The 23,947-nt window shown below is 71.3% G+C and carries 21 protein-coding genes; 11 read left to right on the top strand and 10 right to left on the bottom strand.

All coding sequences use genetic code 11. The features are described 5' to 3' along the window. Positions 1-14: 14 nt before the first annotated feature. Positions 15-2,975: an FAD-binding and (Fe-S)-binding domain-containing protein gene (locus tag K377_RS13245; protein ID WP_111663492.1), complete on the top strand. Its 2,961-nt coding sequence runs from the start codon at positions 15-17 to the stop codon at positions 2,973-2,975. A 105-nt stretch (positions 2,976-3,080) separates the two neighbouring features. Then, positions 3,081-4,511 (top strand): Gfo/Idh/MocA family oxidoreductase, encoded by a 1,431-nt coding sequence (locus K377_RS13250; protein WP_111663493.1) that lies wholly within the window; start codon positions 3,081-3,083, stop codon positions 4,509-4,511. Between the two features lie 96 nt (positions 4,512-4,607). Here K377_RS13250 and K377_RS13255 read toward each other — a convergent pair whose 3' ends face one another. After that, positions 4,608-5,351 (bottom strand): hypothetical protein, encoded by a 744-nt coding sequence (locus K377_RS13255; protein WP_111663716.1) that lies wholly within the window; start codon positions 5,349-5,351, stop codon positions 4,608-4,610. Positions 5,352-5,651: 300 nt separating this feature from the next. Between K377_RS13255 and K377_RS13260 the strand changes: the two genes are divergently transcribed. Beyond that, complete coding sequence (locus tag K377_RS13260; protein ID WP_111663494.1) at positions 5,652-7,553, top strand: ABC transporter ATP-binding protein; 1,902 nt, start codon at positions 5,652-5,654, stop codon at positions 7,551-7,553. After that, complete coding sequence (locus tag K377_RS13265) at positions 7,550-9,340, top strand: ABC transporter ATP-binding protein (RefSeq protein WP_111663495.1); 1,791 nt, start codon at positions 7,550-7,552, stop codon at positions 9,338-9,340. Before K377_RS13260 ends, K377_RS13265 begins: the two co-directional genes overlap by 4 nt. 29 nt (positions 9,341-9,369) lie before the next feature. On the opposite strand, the gene K377_RS13270 is transcribed toward K377_RS13265, so the two are convergent. Further along, on the bottom strand, positions 9,370-10,164 hold the full coding sequence (locus K377_RS13270) for a metal-dependent hydrolase (protein ID WP_111663496.1): 795 nt from the start codon (positions 10,162-10,164) through the stop codon (positions 9,370-9,372). 133 nt (positions 10,165-10,297) lie between these two features. On the opposite strand from K377_RS13270, the gene K377_RS13275 reads away from it, so the two are divergent. The 3 genes from K377_RS13275 to K377_RS13285 all read left to right on the top strand — a co-directional run bounded on the left by K377_RS13275 (position 10,298) and on the right by K377_RS13285 (position 14,347). Beyond that, the gene (locus tag K377_RS13275; protein WP_161195183.1) at positions 10,298-12,871 is read left to right on the top strand and encodes an RNA helicase; all 2,574 of its coding nucleotides are present in this window, start codon (positions 10,298-10,300) and stop codon (positions 12,869-12,871) included. Positions 12,872-12,953: 82 nt separating this feature from the next. Further along, positions 12,954-13,826, top strand: a complete 873-nt coding sequence (locus K377_RS13280) for an acyl-CoA thioesterase II (RefSeq protein WP_111663497.1) — start codon at positions 12,954-12,956, stop codon at positions 13,824-13,826. Between the two features lie 5 nt (positions 13,827-13,831). Continuing rightward, positions 13,832-14,347: a tetratricopeptide repeat protein gene (locus K377_RS13285; RefSeq protein ID WP_111663718.1), complete on the top strand. Its 516-nt coding sequence runs from the start codon at positions 13,832-13,834 to the stop codon at positions 14,345-14,347. 18 nt (positions 14,348-14,365) lie between these two features. Here K377_RS13285 and K377_RS13290 read toward each other — a convergent pair whose 3' ends face one another. Both K377_RS13290 and K377_RS13295 read right to left on the bottom strand, forming a co-directional pair. Next, complete coding sequence (locus K377_RS13290) at positions 14,366-15,244, bottom strand: DUF6397 family protein (protein WP_202455910.1); 879 nt, start codon at positions 15,242-15,244, stop codon at positions 14,366-14,368. A 142-nt stretch (positions 15,245-15,386) separates the two neighbouring features. Beyond that, positions 15,387-15,800, bottom strand: a complete 414-nt coding sequence (locus K377_RS13295) for a roadblock/LC7 domain-containing protein (RefSeq protein ID WP_111663499.1) — start codon at positions 15,798-15,800, stop codon at positions 15,387-15,389. Between the two features lie 118 nt (positions 15,801-15,918). Between K377_RS13295 and K377_RS13300 the strand changes: the two genes are divergently transcribed. Then, the gene (locus tag K377_RS13300) at positions 15,919-16,347 is read left to right on the top strand and encodes a PPOX class F420-dependent oxidoreductase (protein ID WP_111663500.1); all 429 of its coding nucleotides are present in this window, start codon (positions 15,919-15,921) and stop codon (positions 16,345-16,347) included. 14 nt (positions 16,348-16,361) lie between these two features. Here K377_RS13300 and K377_RS13305 read toward each other — a convergent pair whose 3' ends face one another. From K377_RS13305 to K377_RS13325, 5 genes are all read right to left on the bottom strand, one after another. Then, on the bottom strand, positions 16,362-16,964 hold the full coding sequence (locus tag K377_RS13305; protein ID WP_111663501.1) for an ATP/GTP-binding protein: 603 nt from the start codon (positions 16,962-16,964) through the stop codon (positions 16,362-16,364). Then, positions 16,945-17,289, bottom strand: coding sequence for a DUF742 domain-containing protein (locus K377_RS13310; RefSeq protein WP_237552002.1), 345 nt, complete (start codon positions 17,287-17,289; stop codon positions 16,945-16,947). Before K377_RS13310 ends, K377_RS13305 begins: the two co-directional genes overlap by 20 nt. A gap of 156 nt (positions 17,290-17,445) precedes the next feature. Continuing rightward, positions 17,446-17,883: a roadblock/LC7 domain-containing protein gene (locus K377_RS13315; protein WP_111663503.1), complete on the bottom strand. Its 438-nt coding sequence runs from the start codon at positions 17,881-17,883 to the stop codon at positions 17,446-17,448. Then, on the bottom strand, positions 17,880-20,363 hold the full coding sequence (locus K377_RS13320; protein ID WP_111663504.1) for a nitrate- and nitrite sensing domain-containing protein: 2,484 nt from the start codon (positions 20,361-20,363) through the stop codon (positions 17,880-17,882). Before K377_RS13320 ends, K377_RS13315 begins: the two co-directional genes overlap by 4 nt. Positions 20,364-20,411: 48 nt before the next feature. Next, positions 20,412-21,188 (bottom strand): MHYT domain-containing protein, encoded by a 777-nt coding sequence (locus K377_RS13325; protein ID WP_111663505.1) that lies wholly within the window; start codon positions 21,186-21,188, stop codon positions 20,412-20,414. A 217-nt stretch (positions 21,189-21,405) separates the two neighbouring features. On the opposite strand from K377_RS13325, the gene K377_RS13330 reads away from it, so the two are divergent. Further along, positions 21,406-22,005 (top strand): class I SAM-dependent methyltransferase, encoded by a 600-nt coding sequence (locus tag K377_RS13330; protein ID WP_111663719.1) that lies wholly within the window; start codon positions 21,406-21,408, stop codon positions 22,003-22,005. Positions 22,006-22,035: 30 nt separating this feature from the next. On the opposite strand, the gene K377_RS13335 is transcribed toward K377_RS13330, so the two are convergent. Next, on the bottom strand, positions 22,036-22,788 hold the full coding sequence (locus K377_RS13335) for an alpha/beta fold hydrolase (protein WP_111663720.1): 753 nt from the start codon (positions 22,786-22,788) through the stop codon (positions 22,036-22,038). A 131-nt stretch (positions 22,789-22,919) separates the two neighbouring features. On the opposite strand from K377_RS13335, the gene K377_RS13340 reads away from it, so the two are divergent. Both K377_RS13340 and K377_RS13345 read left to right on the top strand, forming a co-directional pair. Further along, on the top strand, positions 22,920-23,453 hold the full coding sequence (locus K377_RS13340; RefSeq protein WP_111663506.1) for a PadR family transcriptional regulator: 534 nt from the start codon (positions 22,920-22,922) through the stop codon (positions 23,451-23,453). A 112-nt stretch (positions 23,454-23,565) separates the two neighbouring features. Beyond that, on the top strand, positions 23,566-23,907 hold the full coding sequence (locus K377_RS13345; RefSeq protein WP_111663507.1) for a hypothetical protein: 342 nt from the start codon (positions 23,566-23,568) through the stop codon (positions 23,905-23,907). Positions 23,908-23,947 lie beyond the last annotated feature (40 nt).

Below are 23,947 nucleotides of genomic sequence, written 5' to 3' on the forward strand. Positions count from 1 at the left end.
ACCTAGGAGAGGCCATGCCGCTGCTGGAGCCGAAGCCGGAAGCCCTGCGTCCGGGGTCCCGACCGTCCGACCCGGCGCCCGACCGGGTCCGGGACCGGCAGGCCGGCGGCACGCCCGAGCCGCTGCGCACGGACCTGACCGAGCTGCTCGGCGCGGACAAGGTGCTGACCAAGATCTCGGACCTGGTGCGCTACGCCTCGGACGCGAGCCCGTACCGCTTCGTGCCGCAGGTCGTGGTGGTCGCCGAGGACATCGACGACGTCTCGGCCGTGCTGTCGTACGCGCACGGCAAGGGCCGCGAGGTCGTCTTCCGCGCGGCGGGCACGTCGCTGAACGGGCAGGCGCAGGGCGAGGACATCCTCGTCGACGTACGACGGTTCTGGGCGGGCGTCGAGGTGCTCGGCGACGGTGAGCGGGCCCGTATCGGCCCCGGCACCACGATCGTGCGGGCCAATGTCACGCTCGCGCGTCACGGGCGGGTCCTGGGCCCCGATCCGGCGAGCGCGATCGCCTGCACCATCGGCGGCGTGGTCGCGAACAACGCCTCGGGCATGACGGCGGGCACGACACGCAACTCGTACCGGACACTCGCCTCGCTCACCTTCGTCCTGCCGTCGGGCACGGTCGTCGACACCGCGGACCCGCAGGCGGACGCGGATCTCGCGCAGGCCGAGCCGGCGCTGTGCGAGGGCCTGCTGGCGATCAAGAGCGAGATCGAGGCGGACGCCGAGCTGACCCGGCGCATTCGGGCCAAGTACGAGATCAAGAACACGAACGGCTATCGGCTCGACGCGTTCCTGGACGGTTCGACGCCGGTCGAGATCCTGCGCGGCCTGATGGTGGGTTCGGAGGGCACCTTCGGCTTCATCTCCGAAGTCGTCTTCGACACGCTGCCGTTGGACCGCAGGGTGTCGACGGCGCTGCTGTTCTTCCCTTCGCTGCCGGCGGCGGCAGCGGCGGTGCCGGTCTTCAACGAGGCGGGGGCGCTGGCCGTCGAACTGATGGACGGCAACACACTGCGCGCCTCGGTGAGCGTCCAGGGCGTTCCGCAGGACTGGGCCCAGCTGCCCAAGGAGACGACGGCGCTGCTCGTGGAGTTCCGCGCGCCGGACGAGACGCAGCAGGAGGCGTACGAGGAGAAGGCCGCGCAGGTGCTCGACGGGCTCGACCTGGTCGCGCCCGTCGCCTCGGTGACCAATGAGTTCACGCGGGACGCGAAGACGATCTCGGGCTTCTGGAAGGCGCGCAAGGCGTTCGTGACGGCGGTCGGCGGCTCACGCCCCTCCGGCACGACGCTGATCACGGAGGACTTCGCCGTGCCGCCCGGGCGCCTGGCGGAGGCCTGTGAGGCGCTGCTCGAACTCCAGACCCGGCACGGCTTCGACGCCGCTGTGGCGGGTCACGCCGCGCACGGGAATCTGCACTTCCTGCTGGCGTTCGACGCGGGGAAGCCGGCGGACGTGGACCGTTATGCGGCCTTCATGGACGACTTCTGCGCGCTCACGGTGGAGCGGTTCGACGGCTCGCTGAAGGCGGAGCACGCCACGGGCCGCAACATCGCGCCGTTCCTGGAGCTCGAATGGGGCCCCAGGGCGACGGAGTTGATGTGGCGCACCAAGCAGGTCATCGACCCGGACGGGGTGCTGGCCCCGCGGATCGTCCTGGACCGCGATCCGAAGGCCCATCTGCGCGGCCTGAAGACGATCCCGAAGGTCGAGCTGATCGCGGATCCGTGCATCGAGTGCGGCTTCTGCGAGTCCACCTGTCCCAGCGAGGATCTGACCACGACGCCGCGGCAGCGGATCGTGCTGCGCCGCGAGATGATGCGGCAGCCGTCGGGATCACCGGTCGAGGACGAGCTGGTCGATGCCTACGGGTACGACGCGGTCGACACCTGCGCCGGGGACTCCACCTGCAAGCTGGCCTGTCCCGTCGGCATCGACACGGGCGCCTACATGAAGGGCTTCCGGCACGCCCGGCACTCGCCGCGCGAGGAGAAGGTGGCCGCGCTCACCGCGAAGAACTTCAAGGCCGTCGAGGCGTCGGCCCGGCTCGCCGTGGGAGCCGCCGGAAAGATCAGTGACCGGCTGCTGACGGGCGTCACCGCCGCCGCCCGCAAGGCGATCCGCCCCGACCTCGTTCCCGAGTGGCTGCCGGAGATCCCCGCCGCGGCGGCCCGCACGATGCCGCGCACGACACGCCCGAGCGCCACGGCCGTCTACTACCCGGCCTGTGTGAACCGCATCTTCGGCACCCCCGGCGACGTCTCCCTCCCCCAGGCCGTCGTCGCGGTCTCCGCGCGCGCGGGCAAGCCGGTCTGGATCCCCGACGACGTCGCCGGGACGTGCTGCGCCACGATCTGGCACTCGAAGGGCTACGACGAGGGCAACACGATCATGGCGAACCGGATCGTCGAGGCGGCCTGGGGCTGGACCGCGGGCGGCCGTCTCCCGCTGGTCGTGGACGCGTCCTCGTGCACGCTCGGCATCGCGCACGAGGTGGTGCCGTATCTCACCGACCACAACCGCGCGTTGCACGCCGAGCTGACCATCGTCGACTCCCTGGTGTGGGCGGCCGAGGAGCTGCTGCCCCACCTCACCGTCGAGCGGACGATCGGCTCGGCCGTGCTGCACCCCACCTGCTCGATGGAACACCTGGGTGACGTGGACCAGTTGCGGGCGGTCGCCGAGGCCTGTGCCGACGAGGTCGTGATGCCGGACGACGCGGGCTGCTGCGCCTTCGCCGGCGACCGCGGCATGCTGCACAAGGAGCTGACCGAGTCGGCGACGGCGAAGGAGGCCGCGGAGGTCACCTCCCGCTCCTACGACGCGCATCTGTCGGCGAACCGGATGTGCGAGGTCGGCATGGATCACGCCACGGGCCGCACCTACTACTCGGTTCTCGTGGAACTGGAGCGTGCGACGCGGCCGGCGGGCGCCGGTCGCCCCGAGCACGGGAGTCCAAAGGCCCGGTAAAGAAAGTCCAACGCTCCGACCACGTGGGGCTCTTGCGCCCCGCCTGCACCGCCTCCAGGGTGGCTTGCGTTTGCCACGCACCGCACCCACCACCCTGGAGGTCCGATGCACGACGCCACCCCGCCTCTCAACACCCCTGAGAACGAAGGCCGTTCACGACGCGACGTCCTGCGCACGGCAGGCGTCGCGGGAGCCGGAATCGGGCTCGGCACGCTGGGGTCGGGAACGGCACACGCCGCGCCGTCCGCGGACGAGCCGACGCAGCAGAGCGCGGCTCCCGCCCGGCAGGGCGCCACGATGATCGGCGTACCGTTCGAGCGGCGCTCCACGGTGCGTGTCGGGATCATCGGCCTCGGCAACCGCGGCGGCAGCATGATCGACCTCTTCCTGGCGATGCCGGGTGTACGGGTGGTCGCGCTGTGCGACCCGGTGAAGGACAAGACCGAGCGGGCCGCCGCCAAGGTGACGGCCGCGGGCCAGCCGGCCCCGGCGACGTACACCAAGGGCGATCACGACTACGAGAATCTGTGCAAGCGCGGCGACGTGGACTTCGTGTACGCGGCGACCCCCTGGGACCGGCATTTCGAGATGGCGAAGACGGCGATGCTGAACGGCAAGCACGTCGGCGTCGAATGCCCCATCGCGCTCCAGCTCGACCAGCTGTGGGAGCTGGTGAACCTCTCCGAGCGCACCCGCCGGCACTGCATGCAGCTGGAGAACTGCTGCTACGGCCGCAACGAGATGCGGGTGCTGCGGATGGCGCACGCCGGCAAGTTCGGTCAGCTCCTGCACGGTGCGGGGGCGTACAACCACGATCTGCGCGGCCTGATGTTCGACCCCGACTACTACGAGGGCCCGTGGCGTCGCCTGTGGCACACCCGGCTGCGCGGCGATCTCTACCCCAACCACGGCTTCGGTCCGGTCGCCAACTACATGGACGTCAACCGCGGTGACCGGGTCACGCACATCTCCAGCTTCGGTACGCCGTCCCTCGGTCTCGCCGAGTACCGGGCCGCGAACATGCCCGCCGGCGATCCGAGCTGGAAGGAGTCCTACATCGAGTCGGACCGCACGATCAGCCTCGTCCAGACGGCGAAGGGCCGGGTGATCCGGCTCGAACACGATGTCAGCACCCCGCACCCGTACTCGCGGATCAATCAACTCGGCGGCACGAAGGGCGTGTTCGAGGACTATCCGGAGCGCATCTACATCGAGCCCGACCACAAGGACGACGAGTGGGGCGACTTCTCGACGTACGCCGACTGGGACCACTGGCTGTGGAAGGAGCACGCCGACCCGCCCGGCGGCCACGGCGGTATGGACTACATCATGGTCTACCGCCTGACGCAGACGATGCGGCTCGGTCTCGTTCCGGACTTCGACGTGTACGACGCCGCGACCTGGACCTCGCCGGTGCCGCTGAGCCATCTCTCCATCAAGGCGAAGGGCGCGCCGCAGCCGATCCCGGACTTCACGCGCGGCAAGTGGCATGAGAAGCGCGGCGGCGTCGACTCGGAGAAGCCGGCCGAGGAGTAGGCACCGCGGAGTACCGGGCGGTGCTGGTCGACGTCGGCCACGCGGGCGGGACATGCGGTCCCGCCCGCGTCGCGCCGGCTGAGCCGGGGCCCGGTGTCAGGTCGCCGCGAGTTCGGCCTTGTCCCCCATGACCACCACCGGATGCTGCGCGGGGTCGAGGGTCTTGAGCAGGTACTCCATGTTCGCCTTCGACTGGCTCACGCAGGCCGAGGTGCCGCTGCCGTGGTCCATGTGCAGCCAGATGCTGCCGCCCTTGGTCTGACCCTGCGGTCGGGTCGGGTCGTTCGGCGCGGTGCCCTTCACCCGGTTGTAGTCGATGGCGATGACGTAGTCGAAGTCGTGCCAGTGCGACTTCGCCCAGTAGTGCGGCGCCTGGATCGACGCAGTCTGCGTGTAGGGCAGCTTCGCCCCCGGATCGGCCAGCACACCACCGGCGTCGCTGAGCGTGAACACTCCGACGGGGCTGCGCTTGTCGTCCTCCCGGTGGTTCGTCGTCCAGCCCTTCTTGCCGTTGTGCCCGGACCAGCTGCGGGCCTTCTTCCAGGTGTCGCCCGACTTGGTGTAGACGACGATCGTCGAGTCCGCGGAGTTCTTCCCGTCCCCGTAGACCGCGACGACCTGCCGTGAGTTCGCGGGGATCTGCTTCTGGTAGCGGGCGCCGACGTCCGGGATCGTCTTCGAGTCGGTCCGGCGCGCCGCGTCGGTGTGCGCGCCGTCATCGGATCTGCGCGCTCCTGACGTGGCGCTTCCGTCGTCCGCGCCGCACGCCGCCACCGTCGTCAGCAACACCCCGCAGGCCGCCGCCGCGACACCCGCCCGAACCGCACCCGCAATACGCATGCGTTCCATGCTCGCACTCCGGCCGGCGAACCCCCGCGCCGGGCCCGGCCGCCGCGGTCGTACCCGGCCGAATCTTTGCCGCCCGGCGAAAAACCGTTTGCCTCCGGTCACTGAGGGGCGCGAACCTTTCACGGTTTGTTCCGCCCGCTTCCGCTCTGCCCGTCCGCATCCGGTCTCCACCCCTCCTGATCTCCTCCTTCTCCCTCTCCGCCGCCTCCGCGACCTCTTCCCTCTCTCCCGTCTCCGTCAACTCCGCCAGCCCCTTCCTCTTCTTATCGACATGTCGATACCTGGGACGTCATGCAGATCTCCGACCTTCCGTACTCCGATCCGGGTGTGGCCGACGCACGCTCCGGCCCCCGGTTCCTGCTCTGGCTCGGCCGGAACCAGATCGGTGGCCAGCTCAAGTCCCTCGCCTGGGGACTGCTCCACTTCAGCTCGGTCGCCGGCCTCCCGTACGGCGTTGGCTACGCCGTCCAGGCCGTCGTCGACCGCTCCGGCACCCGGCTCGCCGCCGCGGGCGGGCTGATCGTGCTGCTCGGTGTCGCCATCGCGCTCGGCGACACCATGCTGCACCGCACCGCGGTCACCAACTGGATCACCGCGGCCGCCCGGGTGCAGCAACTGCTCGCCCGCAAGACCGCCGCGCTCGGCGCCGCGCTGACCCGGCGGGTGGCCGCCGGTGAGGTCGTCGCGGTGTCCACCGGTGATGTCGAGAAGATCGGCTGGTTCGTCGAGGCGCTGTCGCGCTTCGCCGCCGCCGCGCTCACCGTCCTCCTGGTCTGCGTCGGACTCGTGGTGTACCAGCCCGCGCTGGGGGCCGTCGTCGCGATCGGCATGCCGGTTCTCGCGCTCGCCGTCCTGCCGCTGCTGCCCCGCGCCACCCGGCGCGCGGACCATCAGCGGGAGAAGGCGGGCCGCGCCACCGAACTCGCCTCGGACACGGTCGCCGGGCTGCGCGTGCTGCGCGGCATCGGCGGCGAGGAACTCTTCCTCGACCGCTACCGCCGTGCCTCGCAGGAGGTGCGCAGGGCCGCCGTACGCAGTGCCCGTATGTGGTCGCTCATCTCCGCGATCCAGGTCCTCCTTCCCGGGCTGCTGCTGATCGTGGTCGTCTGGTACGGCGTCCACCTGGCCCGCGAGGGCCGGATCAGTGTGGGTGAACTCGTCACCGTGTACAGCGCCGTGATGATCCTCAACTACCCGCTGCGGCACTTCGAGGAGATCGCCATGGCGTACTCCTTCTCGCGGCCGTCGGCGCAGCGCGCCGCCAGGGTGCTCTCGCTGCAGCGCGTCACCGAGCCCGCGGGCGGGCTTCTCGACGCGACCGCGCCGTCCGGTGATCTGTACGACCCGGCCACCGGCGTGCTCGCCCCGTCCGGGCTCCTCACCGCCGTGGTGTGCGGTGACCCGGATCTGGCGGGACGGCTGGCCGACCGGCTCGGCGGCCATCCGGCCTCGACGGAGCCGGCGGACACCCCGGACACCACGGACTCCGTGGACTCCGTGGATGGCACCGCCGCCGGTGCGGACGAGCGTGGAGCCGAGGAGACCGGGCTGCCGTCCGTCCTGCTGGGCGGAGTGCCGCTGGACGAACTGCCCTTGGACGTGGCCCGCTCGGCCGTGCTCGTCCAGGACAAGGACCCGGTGCTGCTCTCCGGGACGCTCGCCGAACTGCTCTCCGTACCGTCCTCGGGATCGGTCCGGCCGGACGAGGCGCTGGCCGCGGCGCAGTGCGCGGACGTCCTCGACGCCCTGGCACAGGCGTCCCTGGACGAGGACCCGATGAACGCCCGGATCACCGAACGCGGCCGCTCGCTCTCGGGCGGCCAGCGCCAGCGGCTGGCCCTGGCCCGGTCACTGGTCACCGACCCGGAGGCGCTGGTCCTCGACGAGCCCACGTCCGCGGTCGACTCGCACACCGAGGCCCGGATCGCCCAGGGACTGCGCGCCCTGCGGCATGGCCGCACGACGGTGGTCCTCACCTCGTCCCCGCTGCTCCTGGACCGCGCGGACCGTGTGGTGTTCGTCCAGGACGGCGCGGCCGTCGCGGTCGGCGAGCACCGCGAACTGGTGCGTACAGAACCCCGGTACCGCGCGGTCGTCACCCGTGAGACCGACGCGGAGCCCGCGGCCGTGCGCACGGGCCCACGGTCGGCTTCCGAAGCCGACATCGAGATCGACATCGAGGAGACGGCATGATCGGCGTAGCGCCACCGGCCTACGACCCGGCGGCCCCGACCACGGCGAACACCCTGCCGATCGGCGCGCCTGCGACGGTGCGCGGCTATGTGCGCGAGCTGTACCGGCGCCATCGGCGCGCCTTTCTGCTGCTCATCGGCGTCAACACGGTCTCGGTCGTCGCGTCGATGGTCGGTCCCTATCTGCTGGGCGGCCTGATCGAGGACGTCACGGCCGGTGCGGGCGCACTGCGCGACCTGCACCTGGAACGCGTCGTCGCCGTGTTCGCGCTCGCTCTCGTCGTGCAGGCCGTGTTCACCCGGCAGGTGCGGCTGCGCGGGGCGATGCTCGGCGAGCGGATGCTGGCGGATCTGCGCGAGGACTTCCTGGTGCGCTCGGTCGGGCTGCCGCCCGGTGTCCTGGAGCGGGCCGGCACGGGCGATCTGCTCTCCCGGATCACCACGGACATCGACCGCCTGGCGAACGCCATGCGGGAGGCCGTGCCGCAGCTGTCCATCGGTGTCGTGTGGGCGGCCCTGCTCATCGGCGGGCTCGCGGTCACCGCGCCGCCGCTCGCTCCCGCGGTCCTGATCGCGGTACCGGTCCTGGTGATCGGCTGTCGCTGGTACTTCAAGCGGGCGCCGTCCGCGTACCGCTCGGAGGCGGCGGGGTACGCGGCCGTCGCCGCGGCGCTCGCGGAGACCGTGGACGCCGGACGCACCGTCGAGGCGCACCGGCTCGGCGACCGCCGTGTGGAGCTGTCCGAGCGGCGCGTGAAGGAATGGACCGCGTGGGAGCGCTACACGCTCTATCTGCGCTCGGTCCTCTTCCCCGTGATCAACGCGGTGCATGTCCTGGTGCTGCTGTCCGTCCTCCTGGTCGGCGGCGTCTTCGTCCTCCAGGGCTGGATCGACGTCGGCCAGCTGACCACCGGCGCGCTGATCGCGCAGATGCTGGTGGATCCGGTGGGCCTGATCCTGCGCTGGTACGACGAGCTGCAGGTGGCGGGGGTGTCCCTGGCGCGGCTCGTCGGCGTCCGGGACATCGAGCCGGACGCGGGCGACGCCTCGGTACGCCCCGAGGGGCGTGACGTGCACGCGGACGAGGTGCACTTCGGCTACCGCGAGGGCGTCGACGTGCTGCGCAGGGTCTCCCTCGAGGTGCGGCCGGGCACACGGCTCGCCCTGGTCGGCCCCTCCGGCGCGGGCAAGTCGACGCTGGGCCGGCTGCTCGCCGGTATCTACGCGCCGCGCACCGGGCAGGTCACGCTCGGCGGCGCGGAGCTGTCCCGGATGCAGGCGGAGCGGGTCCGCTCGCACGTGGCGCTGGTCAATCAGGAGCACCACGTCTTCGTCGGCTCGCTCCGCGACAACCTGCGGCTGGCCCGCACCGACGCCGAGGACGCCGAGCTCTGGGCGGCGCTCGGCGCGGTCGACGCCGACGGATGGGCGCAGGGTCTGGCCGAGGGCCTCGACACCGAGGTCGGGTCGGGCGGGACGGCGCTCACTCCGGCGCAGGCCCAGCAGATCGCCCTGGCCCGGCTGGTCCTCGCCGACCCGCACACCCTGGTCCTGGACGAGGCGACCTCGCTGCTCGACCCGCGCGCGGCCCGCCACCTGGAGCGCTCGCTCGCCCAGGTGCTGGACGGCCGCACGGTCGTGGCGATCGCGCACCGGCTGCACACCGCGCACGACGCGGACGTGATCGCCGTGGTCGAGGGCGGCCGCATCCGCGAGCTGGGCAGCCATGACGAGCTGGTCGCGGCCGACGGGGCGTACGCCGCGCTGTGGCGGTCCTGGCACGGGTGACCGTGCCAGGGTGCGGTGGGCGGCCGGGCTCAGATGAAGTTGAGCGCGGCCGCGCACCCCACTCCGCCGAGCAGCATGAACACGGGCATGAGCACCTTCAGCTCGACCCAGCTGCCGGCCCGGAACCGCATGGGCTTGGGCGGGCCGATCGGGTACCAGCGCTTGCGGCCGACGGGGATGGGCCACAGGATCGGGCAGCCCGAGACCGTGAGCGCGTCCCCGATGTCGTGGACGAGGGCGCCGAGCACGATCGGCAGGCCCAGCCACAGGTACTCCTGGCCGGGGTCGGTGAACAGCCAGTCCGACCCGTTCGTCGGCTGGTCCAGCACACCGGCGAGGATCCAGGCGCTGGTGGCCGCGAGCAGCCACACCAGCACGTCGCTGCTGGATCCGCGGGCGGCCCGCCACAGCAGTCCTTCGATGGCGAGCACCATGTGGACGAAGAGGATGGCGAGGACGGCCCAGCGGCCGCCGGTGATCGCCGCGACCGAGGCGCCGGCGCCGATGAGGACGGCCCACAGCCACGTATGGGTGAGGGTGCGGTGTCCACCTGAGCGACGGGGGTCGGCCGGCTTCCTGGTCGCCTTGTAGACGGCGTACGAGAGTTTGTCGACGATCTCGCAGAGCCAGCGGGAGAGCGGGCCGAAGGCGCGCGAGATGGTCGCCGCCTTGTGGTCGAGGTCGGGGGCGAGTGCCGCACCCGCGCAGATCAGCGCGCCCACCAGGACGACCGGCCAGGGCATCGGATGCCCCGCGGCCGCCGCCGCCGCGCCCACCCCCAGCCAGGCCGCCGCTCCTGACAACGAGTGTGCCGGTCCCATCATTGTTCTGTTCCGCCCCTGTCCCACTTGTGCCGACCGTCCGCGTGGTGTCGACATGTCCCTTGCACCGACGCTCCGTTGACCCCTTGAGGGTGTGCGCACCCTGACGCCCCGTCGGCGACCCAGAGTAACCTTCGTGATCTTCGTACGGGCATCCGATTGCCGGATCGGAGCAGAAGGCAGGCAAGATGGTGACGTGACCCTTATCGATCAGCTCCCGCAGACCGCAGATCCGGACGCCCTCTACGACGCCTTCGAGTCGTGGGTGCAGGAGCGTGGTCTCACCCTCTATCCCCACCAGGAGGAGGCGCTGATCGAGGTGGTGTCGGGTGCGAACGTGATCGTGTCGACGCCCACCGGCTCCGGCAAGAGCATGATCGCGGCCGCTGCGCACTTCGCGGCGCTCGCCCGGGACGAGGTCACCTTCTACACGGCGCCGATCAAGGCGCTCGTCTCCGAGAAGTTCTTCGAGCTGTGCAAGATCTTCGGCACGGAGAACGTCGGCATGCTCACCGGCGACGCGTCGGTCAACGCGGACGCGCCCGTGATCTGCTGCACCGCCGAGGTGCTGGCCTCCATCGCGCTGCGCGACGGCGCCCAGGCCGACATCGGCCAGGTCGTCATGGACGAGTTCCACTTCTACGCGGAGGGCGACCGCGGCTGGGCCTGGCAGATCCCGCTGCTGGAACTGCCGCAGGCGCAGTTCATCCTGATGTCGGCGACGCTCGGCGACGTCTCGATGTTCGAGAAGGACCTGACGCGCCGCACCGGCCGCCCCACCTCGGTGGTCCGCTCGGCCACCCGCCCGGTACCGCTGTCCTACGAGTACCGGCTCACGCCGCTCACCGAGACGCTGACCGAGCTGCTCGACACGAGGCAGGCCCCGGTCTACATCGTGCACTTCACCCAGGCGCAGGCCGTCGAGCGTGCGCAGGCGCTGATGAGCATCAACATGTGCACGCGCGAGGAGAAGGACCAGATCTCCGAGCTGATCGGCAACTTCCGGTTCACCACCAAGTTCGGCCGCAACCTGTCCCGTTACGTGCGGCACGGCATCGGCGTGCACCACGCCGGCATGCTGCCCAAGTACCGGCGCCTCGTCGAAAAACTCGCCCAGGCGGGCCTGTTGAAGGTCATCTGCGGCACCGACACCCTCGGCGTCGGCGTCAACGTCCCGATCCGTACGGTGCTGTTCACGGCGCTCACCAAGTACGACGGCACCCGGGTGCGGACGCTGCGCGCCCGTGAGTTCCACCAGATCGCGGGCCGGGCCGGGCGGGCCGGCTTCGACACGGCGGGCTTCGTCGTGGCCCAGGCGCCCGAGCACGTCATCGAGAACGAGAAGGCGCTGTCGAAGGCGGGCGACGACCCGAAGAAGCGGCGCAAGGTCGTCCGCAAGAAGGCTCCCGAGGGTTTCGTGGGGTGGACGGAGAGCACCTTCGACAAGCTCATCACCTCCGATCCGGAGCCGCTGACCTCCCGCTTCCGCGTCACGCACACGATGCTGCTGTCGGTCATCGCCCGCCCGGGCAACGCGTTCGAGGCGATGCGCAAGCTGCTCGAGGACAACCACGAGCCGCGCAAGGCCCAGCTGCGGCACATCCGTCGGGCGATCGCGATCTACCGGTCGCTGCTCGACGGCGGCATCGTCGAGAAGCTGGACCAGCCGGACGCCACGGGCCGCATCGTCCGCCTGACCGTCGACCTCCAGCAGGACTTCGCGCTCAATCAGCCGCTGTCGACGTTCGCGCTCGCCGCTTTCGACCTGCTCGACAAGGAGTCGCCGTCGTACGCGCTCGACATGGTGTCGGTCGTGGAGTCCACGCTCGACGACCCGCGGCAGATCCTGCACGCCCAGCAGAACAAGGCGCGCGGTGAGGCCGTCGCCCTGATGAAGGCGGACGGGGTCGAGTACGAGGAGCGCATGGAGCGACTCCAGGACGTCTCGTACCCCAAGCCCCTGGAGGACCTGCTCTTCCACGCGTACAACACCTACCGCACGAGCCACCCGTGGGTCGGTGACCACCCGCTGTCGCCGAAGTCGGTGATCCGGGACATGTACGAGCGGGCGATGACCTTCACCGAGTTCGTCTCCCACTACGAGCTCGCGCGCACCGAGGGCATCGTCCTGCGCTACCTGGCCAGCGCCTACAAGACGCTCGACCACACGGTGCCCGACGACCTCAAGTCGGAGGACCTGGAGGATCTGATCGCCTGGCTGGGCGAGATGGTGCGCCAGGTCGACTCCAGCCTCCTGGACGAGTGGGAGCAGCTGGCCAACCCGGAGGTGATGACCGCCGAGGAGGCCCAGGAGAAGGCCGACCAGGTCAAGCCGGTCACCGCGAACGCACGTGCCTTCCGCGTCCTCGTCCGCAACGCGATGTTCCGCCGGGTCGAGCTCGCCGCGCTCGACAACGTCGAGGAACTCGGTGAGCTGGACGGCGACGCGGGCTGGGACGCCGACGCGTGGGGCGACGCCATGGACAAGTACTGGGACGAGTACGAGGACCTCGGCACCGGGCCCGACGCGCGCGGCCCGAAGCTGCTCATGATCGAGGAGGATCCCGAGCACGGCCTGTGGAAGGTCCGCCAGACCTTCGCCGACCCGAACGGCGACCACGACTGGGGTATCAGCGCCGAGGTCGACCTCGCGGCCTCCGACGCCGAGGGCAGGGCCATCGTCCGGGTCACGGACGTCGGTCAGCTGTAGTCGCCCGACCGGCCGGACGACAGGGTCCGGCCGCGTCCTCGCGCCGGATCCGTCCGGGCGCCCACACGAGAGAGAACCACGCATGACGAATCCCGCGGAGCGGCTTGTCGACCTGCTCGACCTGGAGCAGATCGAGGTCAACATCTTCCGTGGGCGCAGCCCGCAGGAGTCCCTGCAGCGCGTCTTCGGCGGGCAGGTCGCCGGGCAGGCCCTGGTGGCCGCGGGCCGTACCACCGAGGGCGACCGTCCCGTGCACTCGCTGCACGCGTACTTCCTGCGCCCGGGCCGCCCGGGCGTGCCCATCGTGTACCAGGTCGAACGGGTCCGGGACGGCCGCTCGTTCACCACCCGCCGGGTCACCGCCGTCCAGCAGGGCCGCACGATCTTCAATCTCACCGCCTCCTTCCACATGCCCGAAGAGGGAGCCTTCGAGCACCAGTTGCCGCCGGCCCGGGAGGTTCCGGACCCGCAGTCGCTGCCGACCATCGCCGAAGAGATCAAGGGGCATCTGGGGGCGCTGCCCGAGGCTCTGGAGCGCATGGCCCGGCGCCAGCCCTTCGACATCCGGTACGTGGACCGGCTGCGCTGGACCCCGCAGGAGGTCGAGAGCGCCGAGCCGCGCAGCGCCGTGTGGATGCGCGCGGTCGGTCCCCTCGGTGACGACCCGCTCGTGCACACCTGCGCGCTCACGTACGCCAGCGACATGACGCTGCTCGACGCCGTGCGGCTGCCGGTCGAGCCGCTGTGGGGCCCGCGCGGTTTCGACATGGCCTCGCTCGACCACGCCATGTGGTTCCACCGTCCTTTCCGTGCCGATGAGTGGTTCCTGTACGACCAGGAGTCTCCGATCGCGACGGGCGGCCGCGGTCTGGCCCGCGGCCGCATCTACGACGTCGAGGGGCGACTGCTGGTGTCCGTGGTGCAGGAAGGCCTGTTCCGGAAGCTCGGGTCGTGAGCGCCGTGGAGTCGGACGACCTGGAAACGCTGCTGGCGCAGTCCGTGCGGCTGCGCGAGACCGGCCACCGGGAGGAGGCACGCGAGCAACTGCTCGCCCTGCGCGCCCGGTTCCCCGAGGACGTCCGTGTCGCCTACCAGGCGGCGTGGGTCCACGACGTGCTCGGCCTCGAGGCGGAGGCCGTCCCGCACTATGTCGACGCGCTCGCGGGTCCGGGGCTGGCCACGGAGGAACGGCGCGGTGCGCTGCTCGGCCTGGGCAGCACCTACCGCACCCTCGGCCGGTACGAGGACGCCGTCGCCACGCTGAGCGCGGCGACCGTCGAATTTCCCGAGGACAACGCGCTCAGGACGTTCCTGGCGATGGCGCTGTACAACGTGGGGCGCTCTCATGACGGCATGCGGCTGCTCCTGACGGTGCTGGCAGCGACCAGCTCCGACCCGGACATCGTGGGCTACCGGCCCGCGATCGAGCACTACGCCCAGGACCTGGACGCCGTCGAGGGCGGCGGCTCCGCATAGGCCGTCCCGCCGTCGCGTTCAGCCTCGTCTGCCGAGGAGGCGCCCCCACAGGCTTCGGGCCGGCTCGGCCGGGGCGGGGATCGTGAAGTTCTCGGGACGCGTCGGGTCCTCGGGCGTTCGCGGTCCGTTGAGTGCGGGCCGTTGAGCGGTCAGGGGTGGCGCCGGTCGCAGTCGGCGGGCCTTGTCCAGGCTCATCAGCAGATGGGTCCGCAGCCAGCTGATCTCGTCCGGGCCGTCGGCGACGAGGATCCGCTCGACGACCTGTGCCGTGGGCGAGTCCGGCGCCCCGTACCAGCTCTCGTGGGGCCGCAGCCGCAGCAGGTGGGTCCGCTCGCGGGGGCTCTCGACCATCTCGGCGAGCAGGTCCGCGTCGAGGAACGTGGTGATCGCGGCGGCCCGCTCCCAGGGATCGCCGCACTGGCCGAGCAGATATCCGGCGTGCCGGGCCCGCCAGGTCCGTGGCCGCAGGTCCTCCCCGGCGGCGATCCGGACGCGCATCTCCGCCGGAGCCCGGCCGGTCAGGAGCGGGGCGTGGACCTCGGACCGCGCGAACTCCCGCAGTTCTTCCGCCAGATACAGCCACACCACGGTCCTGTACCGGTTCACGTAGAACTTCGCGGGCCTCAGCAGCCCGGCGCGGGCGAGCCGGGTGAAGCGGCTCGACGGAATGTCCATGATCGACGCGCCCTGCGCGGTGCCCACCACGCGGACCTGCTCACGCAGGGCGTCCGGAAATCCTTCGGCTTCGCGAATGCGGTCGATCTCTTCGCGCGGGACCCGGCGCAGCCCGCCGTCCGGTGCCGCGACGGTGCGGATCCGGCCGAGCCGCACGGCCAGATCGAACTCGCCTCGTTTGAGCCCCAGTTCACGCGCAGCGCTGCCCTGGGGCCTGGTCATGGTGTTGCCTTGCACGATGGTTCTCCCCCGTCGAACGGAACCGTCTGATCACTCTCCGTGACCGACTGGGAAAACCGTAGCGCGGATCGACCCTCCCCGTGCGAGCCTGTGGATAACTCCACCGCCGCCGAAAAACCGCAGGTCAGCGCTCCGCCGCGGGGGTCCTTTCCGGCTGTCGCTTGCCGACCCCGAGGTGTTCGCCGACCCGGTTGACCAGAAGGGTCATCTCGTACGCGACCTGGCCGATGTCGGCCTCCGCGTCGCTGAGCACGCACAGGCAGCTGCCGTCCCCGGCGGCCGTGACGAACAGGACGGCGTCATCGAACTCGATCATCGTCTGCCGGACGCCCCCGGCGCCGAAGTGCCGGCCCGATCCCTTGGCGAGGCTGTGCAGTCCTGACGAGACGGCGGCGAGGTGTTCGGCGTCCTCCCGGCCCAGCTCGGTACTGGCACCGGTGACGAGGCCGTCGTTCGACAGGACGAGGGCGTGGCGTACGTGTTCGACACGCCCCGTCAGGTCGTCGAGCAGCCAACCGAGTCCCGTGTTCTCCGCCATGTTCCTGTCTCCCCGATCCCCTGTGACTCCCCGTCCCCGGGCACGGCGCTCCCCTGCCCGGAGGATGTGTCTCGCAAGCCTTCCCCACGGCCGCGCTCCGGGCAAGCAGGATGGACCCATGGCACACAAGATGACCGATGAGGAATGGCATGCCTTCGTCTCCGAGGGCACGCGCACGGCCAAGCTGTCCACGGTGCGGGAGGACGGCAGACCGCACATCGCGCCGGTCTGGTTCGTCCTGGACGGCGACGACATCGTCTTCAACACCGGCAAGGACACGATGAAGGGCCGCAATCTGGCCCGCGACGGCCGCGTCGCCCTGTGCGTGGACGACGAACGGCCGCCGTTCTCGTTCGTGACGATCCAGGGCCACGCCGAACTCAGCGAGGACCCGGTGGAACTGGTGGAATCGGCCACCCGGATCGGCGGCCGGTACATGGGCGCGGACCGCGCCGAGGAGTTCGGCAGGCGCAACGGAGTACCCGGCGAACTCGTCGTCCGGGTCCGCGTCGACAAGGTCGTGGCGCTCGGTGACGTAGCCGACTGAACCGGCCGGGCCGGTCAGCCGACCGAGTCGAGCAGCCGGGCGGTGTACATCCGCCCGGCGTACTCGACGAGCCTGATCAGCACCTCCTTCCCCGAGTCCTTGTCGCGCGCGTCGCACAGCACCACGGGGGTCCCGCGGTCGAGGTCGAGGGCCTGTGCCACTTCGTGCGCCCCGAACGCCCTCGCGCCCGGGAAGCAGTTGACCGCCACGACGAACGGGATGCGGCGGTGCTCGAAGTAGTCCACAGCGGGGAAGCAGTCCTCGAGCCGTCGGGTGTCCGCGAGGACGACGGCGCCGAGGGACCCTTGCGACAGCTCGTCCCACAGGAACCAGAAGCGGTCCTGTCCCGGCGTGCCGAACAGGTAGAGCGACAGACCTGATCTGATGGTGATGCGCCCGAAGTCCATGGCCACGGTCGTGGTGGTCTTGCGGGCCACGGCCGCGGTGTCGTCCACCGACTGGCCCAGCTCGCTGAGGCGTTCCTCGGTGCGCAGCGGCCGGATCTCGCTGACCGCGCCGACCAGCGTGGTCTTGCCCACCCCGAAGCCGCCCGCGACCAGGATCTTCAGGGCCAGGGACGCGCCCTCGGCGGTGGCGTCAGAGTGCTCGGAGTCCATCGATGACTTCTCTCAAGATCGTTTCGGCCGGTAGCCGTGCGGGCGGAACGGGGCTGCTGACCGTGACGCAGCCCCGTTCGAGCAGGTCACCGAGGAGCACCCGGACCACCCCCACGGGAACCTGGATGCCGGCGGCGAGTTCGGCGACGGTCTGCGTCTCGGCGCGGCACATCTCGATGATCGACCGGTGCTCGGGCCCGAGGTCGGTGTCGTCGGAGACGTCCGACGACGCGGATTCCAGCGACACCAGGGCGATCAGGTCGCACTGCGCTCCCTGGGGGCCGGCCGAGGTCCGGCCGGCCGTCACGGTGTAGGGACGGACCATCGGGCCGGCCTCGTGATCGAACCACTGGCCGCCCGGTACTTCCGGACGGCCGCGCTCCTGAGGGCCCGCGCGGGTCTGCCAGGGGTCGTCGAACAGGTCGTCGTCCAGGTGATGCGGGTCGTCCGCGTCGTCGTCCATCGCGTGGCAACCGCTCGCTCAGACCGCGCCGGCCGACGACCCGCCGAACCGGGTCGGTGTACGCAGGTGTTCACCGACCCGCTTCACCAGGCGGGCCATCTCGTAGGCGACGAGACCGATGTCCGCCATGGCGGTGCTCAGGACCGCGAGGCAGGAGCCGTCACCTGCGGCGGCCACGAAAAGGAATCCGTCGTCCATCTCCACCATGGTCTGCCGCACACCGCCGGTGCCGAAGTGCCGGCCGGTGCCCTTGGCGAGGCTGTTGAACCCGGAGGCGACGGCGGCGAGGTGTTCGGCGTCCTCGCGGACGAGGCCGTTGGAGGCGCCGACGGCCAGCCCGTCGTTGGAGAGCACCACGGCGTGCCGTAGTTCCGTGACCCGCGTGACCAGGTCGTCGAGGAGCCAGTCGAGTTCGCCGGAGCCGTGGGCCGTGCCCGTCGTCGGTTCCTTGATCATGTGAGGTCTCCTCCGCTGCTGTCACTGCCTGGTGGACGTCCGCCGCCCCGGAGCCAGCCGTCCCGGAAGGACGCCATCCGGGCCCGGACCTGTTCGGGGGTGCGCTCCCCCGGCTCCGGAACACCACGCACGGAGGGCGGCCGGTCCTCGGGGCGCGTACGCAGTTGGGGCGCGAGACTGGCCTGGCGCACCCGGCGCGGCAGACCTCTGGTGTCCTCGGAGTCGTCGCCTTCCGGGCTCGGGGGCACGCGCGACCCGAGCGCGGTGACGCCGGGAGGATGCGGCGTTTCGTCGGGTGCCGGTCCCGCCGAGGGGGCGAGCGCCGGGCGGGATGTCGGTGCGGGGACGGGGTTTCCGTTCATGGGCGCTGCTTCGGGCTCGGGCACGCGCGCGTAGCGGCGCTCTTCTTCGGACGGTGGGTGCGGGGTGTCGGCGGTCTCGGCGACGTCCTTGTGCAGCAGGGAGGTCGGCATGAGGACCACCGCTGTGGTGCCCCCGTAGGGGGAGGTGCGCAGGTTGACCTTGATGTCGTGCCGACGGGCGAGGCGGCTCACCACGAAGAGGCCGAGCCGGTCGCTGTCGAACAGGTGGAGTGTCTCGGACTGCTGAATGCGTTCGTTCGCCTCGTCGAGGGCCTCTCTGCCCATGCCGAGACCGCGGTCCTCGATCTCGATCGCATAGCCGTTGGCGACGGGCTCGCCATTGATGCGCACTTTGGTGTGCGGAGGTGAGAACTGGGCGGCGTTCTCGACGAGTTCGGCCAGCAGGTGGGTGAGGTCGGCGACGACGGCGCCCGCGACGTCGACGGCCGCGAGGTGGCGTACCTCCACGCGCGCGTAGTCCTCGATCTCCGAGACCGCCGCACGACAGACGTTCGTCAGCGGGACGGGTACCCGCCAGGCGCGGCCCGGTGCGGCTCCGGAGAGGATGATGAGGCTCTCCGCGTGGCGGCGCATCCGGGTGGTGAGGTGGTCGAGGCGGAAGAGGTCGCCGAGTTCGCCGGGGTCCTCGGCGCGGCGCTCCATGCTGTCCAGGAGCCCGAGTTGACGGTGGACGAGCACCTGGCTGCGGCGGGCCAGGTTCACGAAGACACCGGAGATGCCGTTGGCGAGTTCGGCGCGCTCCACGGCTGCGTGCAGGGCCGCGCGGTGCACCGTGGTGAGCGCTTCCGAGACCTGTCCGGTCTCGTCCTCCGCGGGTGGCCCCTGGGGCGCCTCCGCCGCCACGTCGATCTCCTCGCCGGCCCGCAGTTTGCCCATCGCGTGCGGGAGTTTGCGTCGGGCGATCTCCAGGGCGGTGTTGCGCAGGCTGATCAGTTCGACCACGAGGCCGCGGCCGATCCGGACGGAGATCACCAGCGAGGCGGCCACGGCGACGAGGCCGAAGAGCACGGCCGCTCCCGCCGGTGTGAACAGCCCCCTGGTGAACGGACCGGCGCGGCCTGTGGTCGTGTCGGCACCGATGGCGCGCATGCCGTCCTGCACGGTCGCGTGTGCCACGACCCAGGTGTCCGTGGCTGCCGCGGCGAGCGCCTTGCGCCCGGGCCGCGCGCTGAGCGTCCGGTCCTCGACGGCGCGTACGTCGCCGTACGCGCTCCCCTCCGCGAGGCGGTTCCAGGCGGCTCGGTCGGGCCCGCGCAGATCGGTGGTGGCCGTGTCGGTGAGCGTCCTGCGGGTCTCGGCGGCGCCGATGAACAGCCGGAGGCGCACGTCGTCCAGGTCTCCGGTCAGCCGGGCGCTCGTCAGCAGGGCGTTCTCCCGGGACAGCATCTCGGCCGCGCGGCCGAATTCGAGCAGTACGCGCGCGTCGGAGCCCGATGCCGGGTCCTGGATGCCGGTGAGTGTCCCGACCGCGGTGAAGGCCGTGCCGATGCTCCCGGTGTACTGCCCGTAGGCGGTGTCCCAGCCGGTACGGCGCTCCAGGACCGCGACGCGTACGGAGCGCAGCTTCTCGGCGCCCGTGACGAAGGCGGCGAGCCGGTCGGCCACGCCGTGCGGCAGGTCGACGCCGTCGGCCACGGTGGTGTCCCGGCCCGTACGCAGGGCGGCGACTGCGCGATCGGTGGTGGTGCCGAGCCGCTTGAGCACATCGCCCCGGTCGGCCGCGGGCGCGGTGGCGTAGCCCACCGCCGCTTCCCGCTCCGCCTGGAGCGCCGTCACCGCCCTGATGACGGGCTTGCGCACCGTGGAGTCGACCTGCTGCGCCTGCCGGATCCGTGCGACGTCCTGGGTGGTGGCCACGGTCGCGTAGCCCCACAGGGCGAGCAGGGAGACGACGGGCACCATCAGCAGACAGATGATCTTCGCCCGGACCGTACGGGGGCGCAGATGGCGGCGGCCCGCGCGCGTGGGCCGCCCGTCCGGCAGGAGCCCGTCGGCGTCCTCGGCAGCGGGTGGTCCGGCGTGGGCGCGCCGTCCGCGCGCCAGGGGCGCGGGGGTCGGTGGCGGGCCTGAGCCGGGAGTACTGCGGGGCGGGCGCATGGGCTCCTCGATCGGGATGGGGGTCGGCGGACGCGTCGCGGCCGATGGTCAGCGGGCTGTGCTGCTCTCCAGTGCTTGCTGGGCCGACGCGGAGGCCCGCCGTTCGTGCGCGGTCGGGGACAGCGCGACGAACGCCGAGGTCAAGAAGAGGTACGAGCCCAGTCCCACCGCGAGAGGGAAGACGAACTGCATCACCGAGGCGCCGGGCAGCGACGTCGTCGCGGGGGTCACGCGCACGCTCACCGCGAACATGCCGGTGTAGTGCATGCTGCTCACCGCGCCGCCCATGACCAGGGACGCGACCGCCACCGCCGCAGGCGACTTGATGTTGAGGCCCGCCCAGAGCGCCACGGTGGCGGCGATGACGGCGACCACCACGGACAGCGCCACCAGGAGCGGGTCGTAGCTGATGCTGCCGTGCAGACGCAGGGCGGCCATCCCCAGGTAGTGCATGCTCGCGACACCGAGCCCGGTGGTGAGGCCGCCCAGGGCGAGGGCCCGGGTCCGCTCGCGGCTGTAGCCGACGGCGAAGACCCCGGCGCCGACGACGGCCATCGCGACGACGAGGCTCAGGATGGTGAGCGGCACGTTGTAGCGGATCTCGGTACCGGTGACGCCGAAGCCGAGCATCGCCACGAAGTGCATCGTCCAGATCCCGGTGCCGAGGGCCGAGGCCGCTGTGATGAGCCAGTTGCGCCGGGTGCGGCCGGTGGCGTTGAGGGCGCGCACGGTGCAGCGCAGGCCGAGCGCCGCGCCGATGCAGGCCATCAGATACGACAGCACGGGGGTCAGCCAGCCGAAGGTGGCGTGGTCCAGGTGTCCCATGGCTCAGGGACGCTAGCCCTGGTGGGGGCGCACGACTGGGGCGCATTTCGAAAGGTGTTGGAAGATGACTGAGATGCGGCACTGAACGACCGCACCAGGGTCGAACGTGTGCACCGTACGCGCTTGCGACCCTTTCGGTTCGGATGGGCATCTTTCGACGTTCCGTCCGCCTGCCGCGCCACCGTTGATGTCAGTGGGCTGCGCAATCATGGTGCGCATGAGCGATGACCCCACACGCGTGCAGGAGTTCTTCTCGGCCCGGGCCGCCGACTGGGACGCCCGCTTCCCCGACGACGGTCCGGCGTACGCGGCCGCGGTCTCCGCCCTGGGACTGCGTCCCGGCGGCAGAGTGCTCGACGCCGGGTGCGGGACGGGTCGGGCGCTGCCCGCGCTGCGGGCGGCCGTGGGCCCTGCGGGGTCGGTGCTGGGCGCCGATCTGACACCGGCGATGCTGGCGGCGACCGTGCGGGCGGGCCGGGACGGCGACGGGCAGTTGCTGCTGGCGGACGTGTCCCGGCTGCCGCTGCGGGCGGGTGTCCTGGACGCGGTCTTCGGAGCGGGGCTGATCTCGCACCTGCCGCATCCGGAGGAGAATCTCCGTGAACTCGCGCGTGTGGTGCGGCCCGACGGGATCCTCGCCCTCTTCCATCCGATCGGCAGGGCCGCCCTGGCCGCGCGCCACGGCCGGCAGCTCACCCCGGACGACCTGCGGTCGGAGCCCCGCCTGCGCCCGCTGCTGGCCGGATCGGGCTGGCGGCTGACGTCGTACGTCGACGAGGACACGCGCTTCCTCGCGCTGGCGGTGCGCGAGCGCTGAGCCGGTCCGGGCCTGCCGGGCCGGGGCTCGTCACCCGCTGACGGCGGCCACGAAGGCGTCCAGGGCGTCGAACATGACGTTGTGCCCCGCGCCGGGCACCTCGACGATCCGGACGCCCGAGGCCGTCAGGCGCTCCGCGCCGGGCAGTTCCCCGCTGAGCGCGCCCTGGACGTAGACCCGGTCGATCTCCAGCGCCTCCAGCATGGCGCGCACGGTGGGTTCCGTACCGCGGACGAGGCCGACGGCGCTGCGGTGCAGGGCGAGCGGGTCGGTGAGGCGCATGGTGGCCGCCCACAGGGGACCGACGTGCTCCAGCACACGCGCGTAGCCGCCCCTGGTCACGAACGTGTCTTCTTCGTAGGACGCGATTCCGCTGCTGCCCGCGGTGAGCGGCGGGTGCGGGTCGAGGTTGCCCTCGGTGACGACGAGCCGTGACACCAGGTCACGCCGTCGGTGCGCGAGGACGATCGCCACGGCGCCGCCCATGCTGTGCCCGACGATCTCCGCCCCGCTCACTCCCGCGGCGTCGAGCGCGGCGGCCAGGGCGTCCGCGTGGTCCTCCAGCGTGTAGCCGAAACCGGCGGGACGGTCGCTGATGCCGTGCCCCGGCAGGTCCACGAACAGCGAACGGCGGCCGGCCAGTTCGGGCCGGGCCGCGACATGGGCGTGATAGACGGTCGAGGCCGCGCCGAGGCCGTGGACCCACACCCGGGCCGGCTCCGCGCCCGCCACCTCCGTCCATCGGACATGGCTCCCCGACCCATCGAACGCCGCCTGTCGCATGACGCACTCCCGCCCGGATCGCTTGCCGATCCCCTCGACCACCACTTCCTGCGTCTTCGACGATACATCGGCTACGAAGTACTACGCATACGAGGTACCCCGGCGATGGTCACATGCGCCACAATGTGGGGATGCTGGAGCTCGCCATCCTCGGTTTCCTCTTCGACGCCCCCCTGCACGGCTATGAGCTGCGCAAACACATCACGGCGCTCACCGGTCACGTACGACCCGTCGCCGAGAGCACGCTGTACCCGGCGATCAAACGCATGGAGAAGGCGGGGCTGCTCACGCGGGAGACACAGCCCGGTGCGGTCGCGGCGCCCCGGCACATGCTGAGCCTCACGGAAGCGGGCCGCTCGGAGCTGCGGCGCAGGCTCCGGGAGCCCGCCCGCGCGGACATCACCGACGAGAACCGCTGGTTCACCGTGCTCGCGTTCCTGCGGCACCTGGAGGATCCGCGGGAGCAGGCGGACGTACTGCGACAGCGCCTCGTCTTCCTGGAGGAGCCCGCGAGCTTCTTCTACGCGGGTGAACGGCCGCTGCGGGCGGAGGAGTTGGACGACCCGTTCCGGCAGGGGATCCTGACCATCGCGCGAGCGACCAGCCGCACCGAACTCGTCTGGCTGCGCGACATGCTCACCTCGCTTTCGCCGGAGGCGAGTTGACGGTCGCCGTCCAGGAGTCGGCCCGGCCGCCTTCTGCCACCATGGCTTCAACTCGACGCCGCGTCGACGTACTTGATCGACCGATGACGATCAACTGGGGACGGTGGCCCTCATGCTCGACAGAGTCCGCAAGGCATGGAGCACGTGGCGCAAGAGGTCCGCACGCCGCGAGGAACGACGGCGGGACGAGGCGCAGGCGGCGCCCGGGCCCGGGCCGACGGCGGGCGGAGCGCGACGGGCGCCCAATCTGTTCGAAGCGGCGGCCGCCTACGTGGCGGCGTGCGCCGAGGACGACCAGGAACGCGTCGACGAGGCCGTGAGCTGGGTGGACCCCAACGCCCTGGCCTTCGGGGTCAACGAACTGGCGTGCCGGGCGATCGTCGCGCTCGCGCGGGAGCGCGACGAGTCGCCCCGAGCCGTCGCACGCAGCCTCCTCGGCCTGCCCGCCGCCTGACATCGCCGGGCACCTCTGTCCCCCACGGCACGTGAGGTAC

This window comes from Streptomyces sp. PsTaAH-137, from assembly GCF_003259365.1.
Taxonomy (GTDB): Bacteria; Actinomycetota; Actinomycetes; order Streptomycetales; family Streptomycetaceae; genus Streptomyces.

What these genes read in the sequence shown, in the direction of transcription:
- K377_RS13245 (WP_111663492.1), top strand. Translation starts at nt 15, where the DNA reads ATGCCGCTGCTGGAGCCGAAGCCGGAAGCCCTGCGTCCGGGGTCCCGA.
- K377_RS13250 (WP_111663493.1), top strand. Translation starts at nt 3,081, where the DNA reads ATGCACGACGCCACCCCGCCTCTCAACACCCCTGAGAACGAAGGCCGT.
- K377_RS13255 (WP_111663716.1), bottom strand. Translation starts at nt 5,351, where the DNA reads ATGCGTATTGCGGGTGCGGTTCGGGCGGGTGTCGCGGCGGCGGCCTGC.
- K377_RS13260 (WP_111663494.1), top strand. Translation starts at nt 5,652, where the DNA reads ATGCAGATCTCCGACCTTCCGTACTCCGATCCGGGTGTGGCCGACGCA.
- K377_RS13265 (WP_111663495.1), top strand. Translation starts at nt 7,550, where the DNA reads ATGATCGGCGTAGCGCCACCGGCCTACGACCCGGCGGCCCCGACCACG.
- K377_RS13270 (WP_111663496.1), bottom strand. Translation starts at nt 10,164, where the DNA reads ATGATGGGACCGGCACACTCGTTGTCAGGAGCGGCGGCCTGGCTGGGG.
- K377_RS13280 (WP_111663497.1), top strand. Translation starts at nt 12,954, where the DNA reads ATGACGAATCCCGCGGAGCGGCTTGTCGACCTGCTCGACCTGGAGCAG.
- K377_RS13290 (WP_202455910.1), bottom strand. Translation starts at nt 15,244, where the DNA reads ATGACCAGGCCCCAGGGCAGCGCTGCGCGTGAACTGGGGCTCAAACGA.
- K377_RS13295 (WP_111663499.1), bottom strand. Translation starts at nt 15,800, where the DNA reads ATGGCGGAGAACACGGGACTCGGTTGGCTGCTCGACGACCTGACGGGG.
- K377_RS13300 (WP_111663500.1), top strand. Translation starts at nt 15,919, where the DNA reads ATGGCACACAAGATGACCGATGAGGAATGGCATGCCTTCGTCTCCGAG.
- K377_RS13305 (WP_111663501.1), bottom strand. Translation starts at nt 16,964, where the DNA reads ATGGACTCCGAGCACTCTGACGCCACCGCCGAGGGCGCGTCCCTGGCC.
- K377_RS13310 (WP_237552002.1), bottom strand. Translation starts at nt 17,289, where the DNA reads ATGGTCCGTCCCTACACCGTGACGGCCGGCCGGACCTCGGCCGGCCCC.
- K377_RS13315 (WP_111663503.1), bottom strand. Translation starts at nt 17,883, where the DNA reads ATGATCAAGGAACCGACGACGGGCACGGCCCACGGCTCCGGCGAACTC.
- K377_RS13320 (WP_111663504.1), bottom strand. Translation starts at nt 20,363, where the DNA reads ATGCGCCCGCCCCGCAGTACTCCCGGCTCAGGCCCGCCACCGACCCCC.
- K377_RS13325 (WP_111663505.1), bottom strand. Translation starts at nt 21,188, where the DNA reads ATGGGACACCTGGACCACGCCACCTTCGGCTGGCTGACCCCCGTGCTG.
- K377_RS13330 (WP_111663719.1), top strand. Translation starts at nt 21,406, where the DNA reads ATGAGCGATGACCCCACACGCGTGCAGGAGTTCTTCTCGGCCCGGGCC.
- K377_RS13335 (WP_111663720.1), bottom strand. Translation starts at nt 22,788, where the DNA reads ATGCGACAGGCGGCGTTCGATGGGTCGGGGAGCCATGTCCGATGGACG.
- K377_RS13340 (WP_111663506.1), top strand. Translation starts at nt 22,920, where the DNA reads ATGCTGGAGCTCGCCATCCTCGGTTTCCTCTTCGACGCCCCCCTGCAC.
- K377_RS13345 (WP_111663507.1), top strand. Translation starts at nt 23,566, where the DNA reads ATGCTCGACAGAGTCCGCAAGGCATGGAGCACGTGGCGCAAGAGGTCC.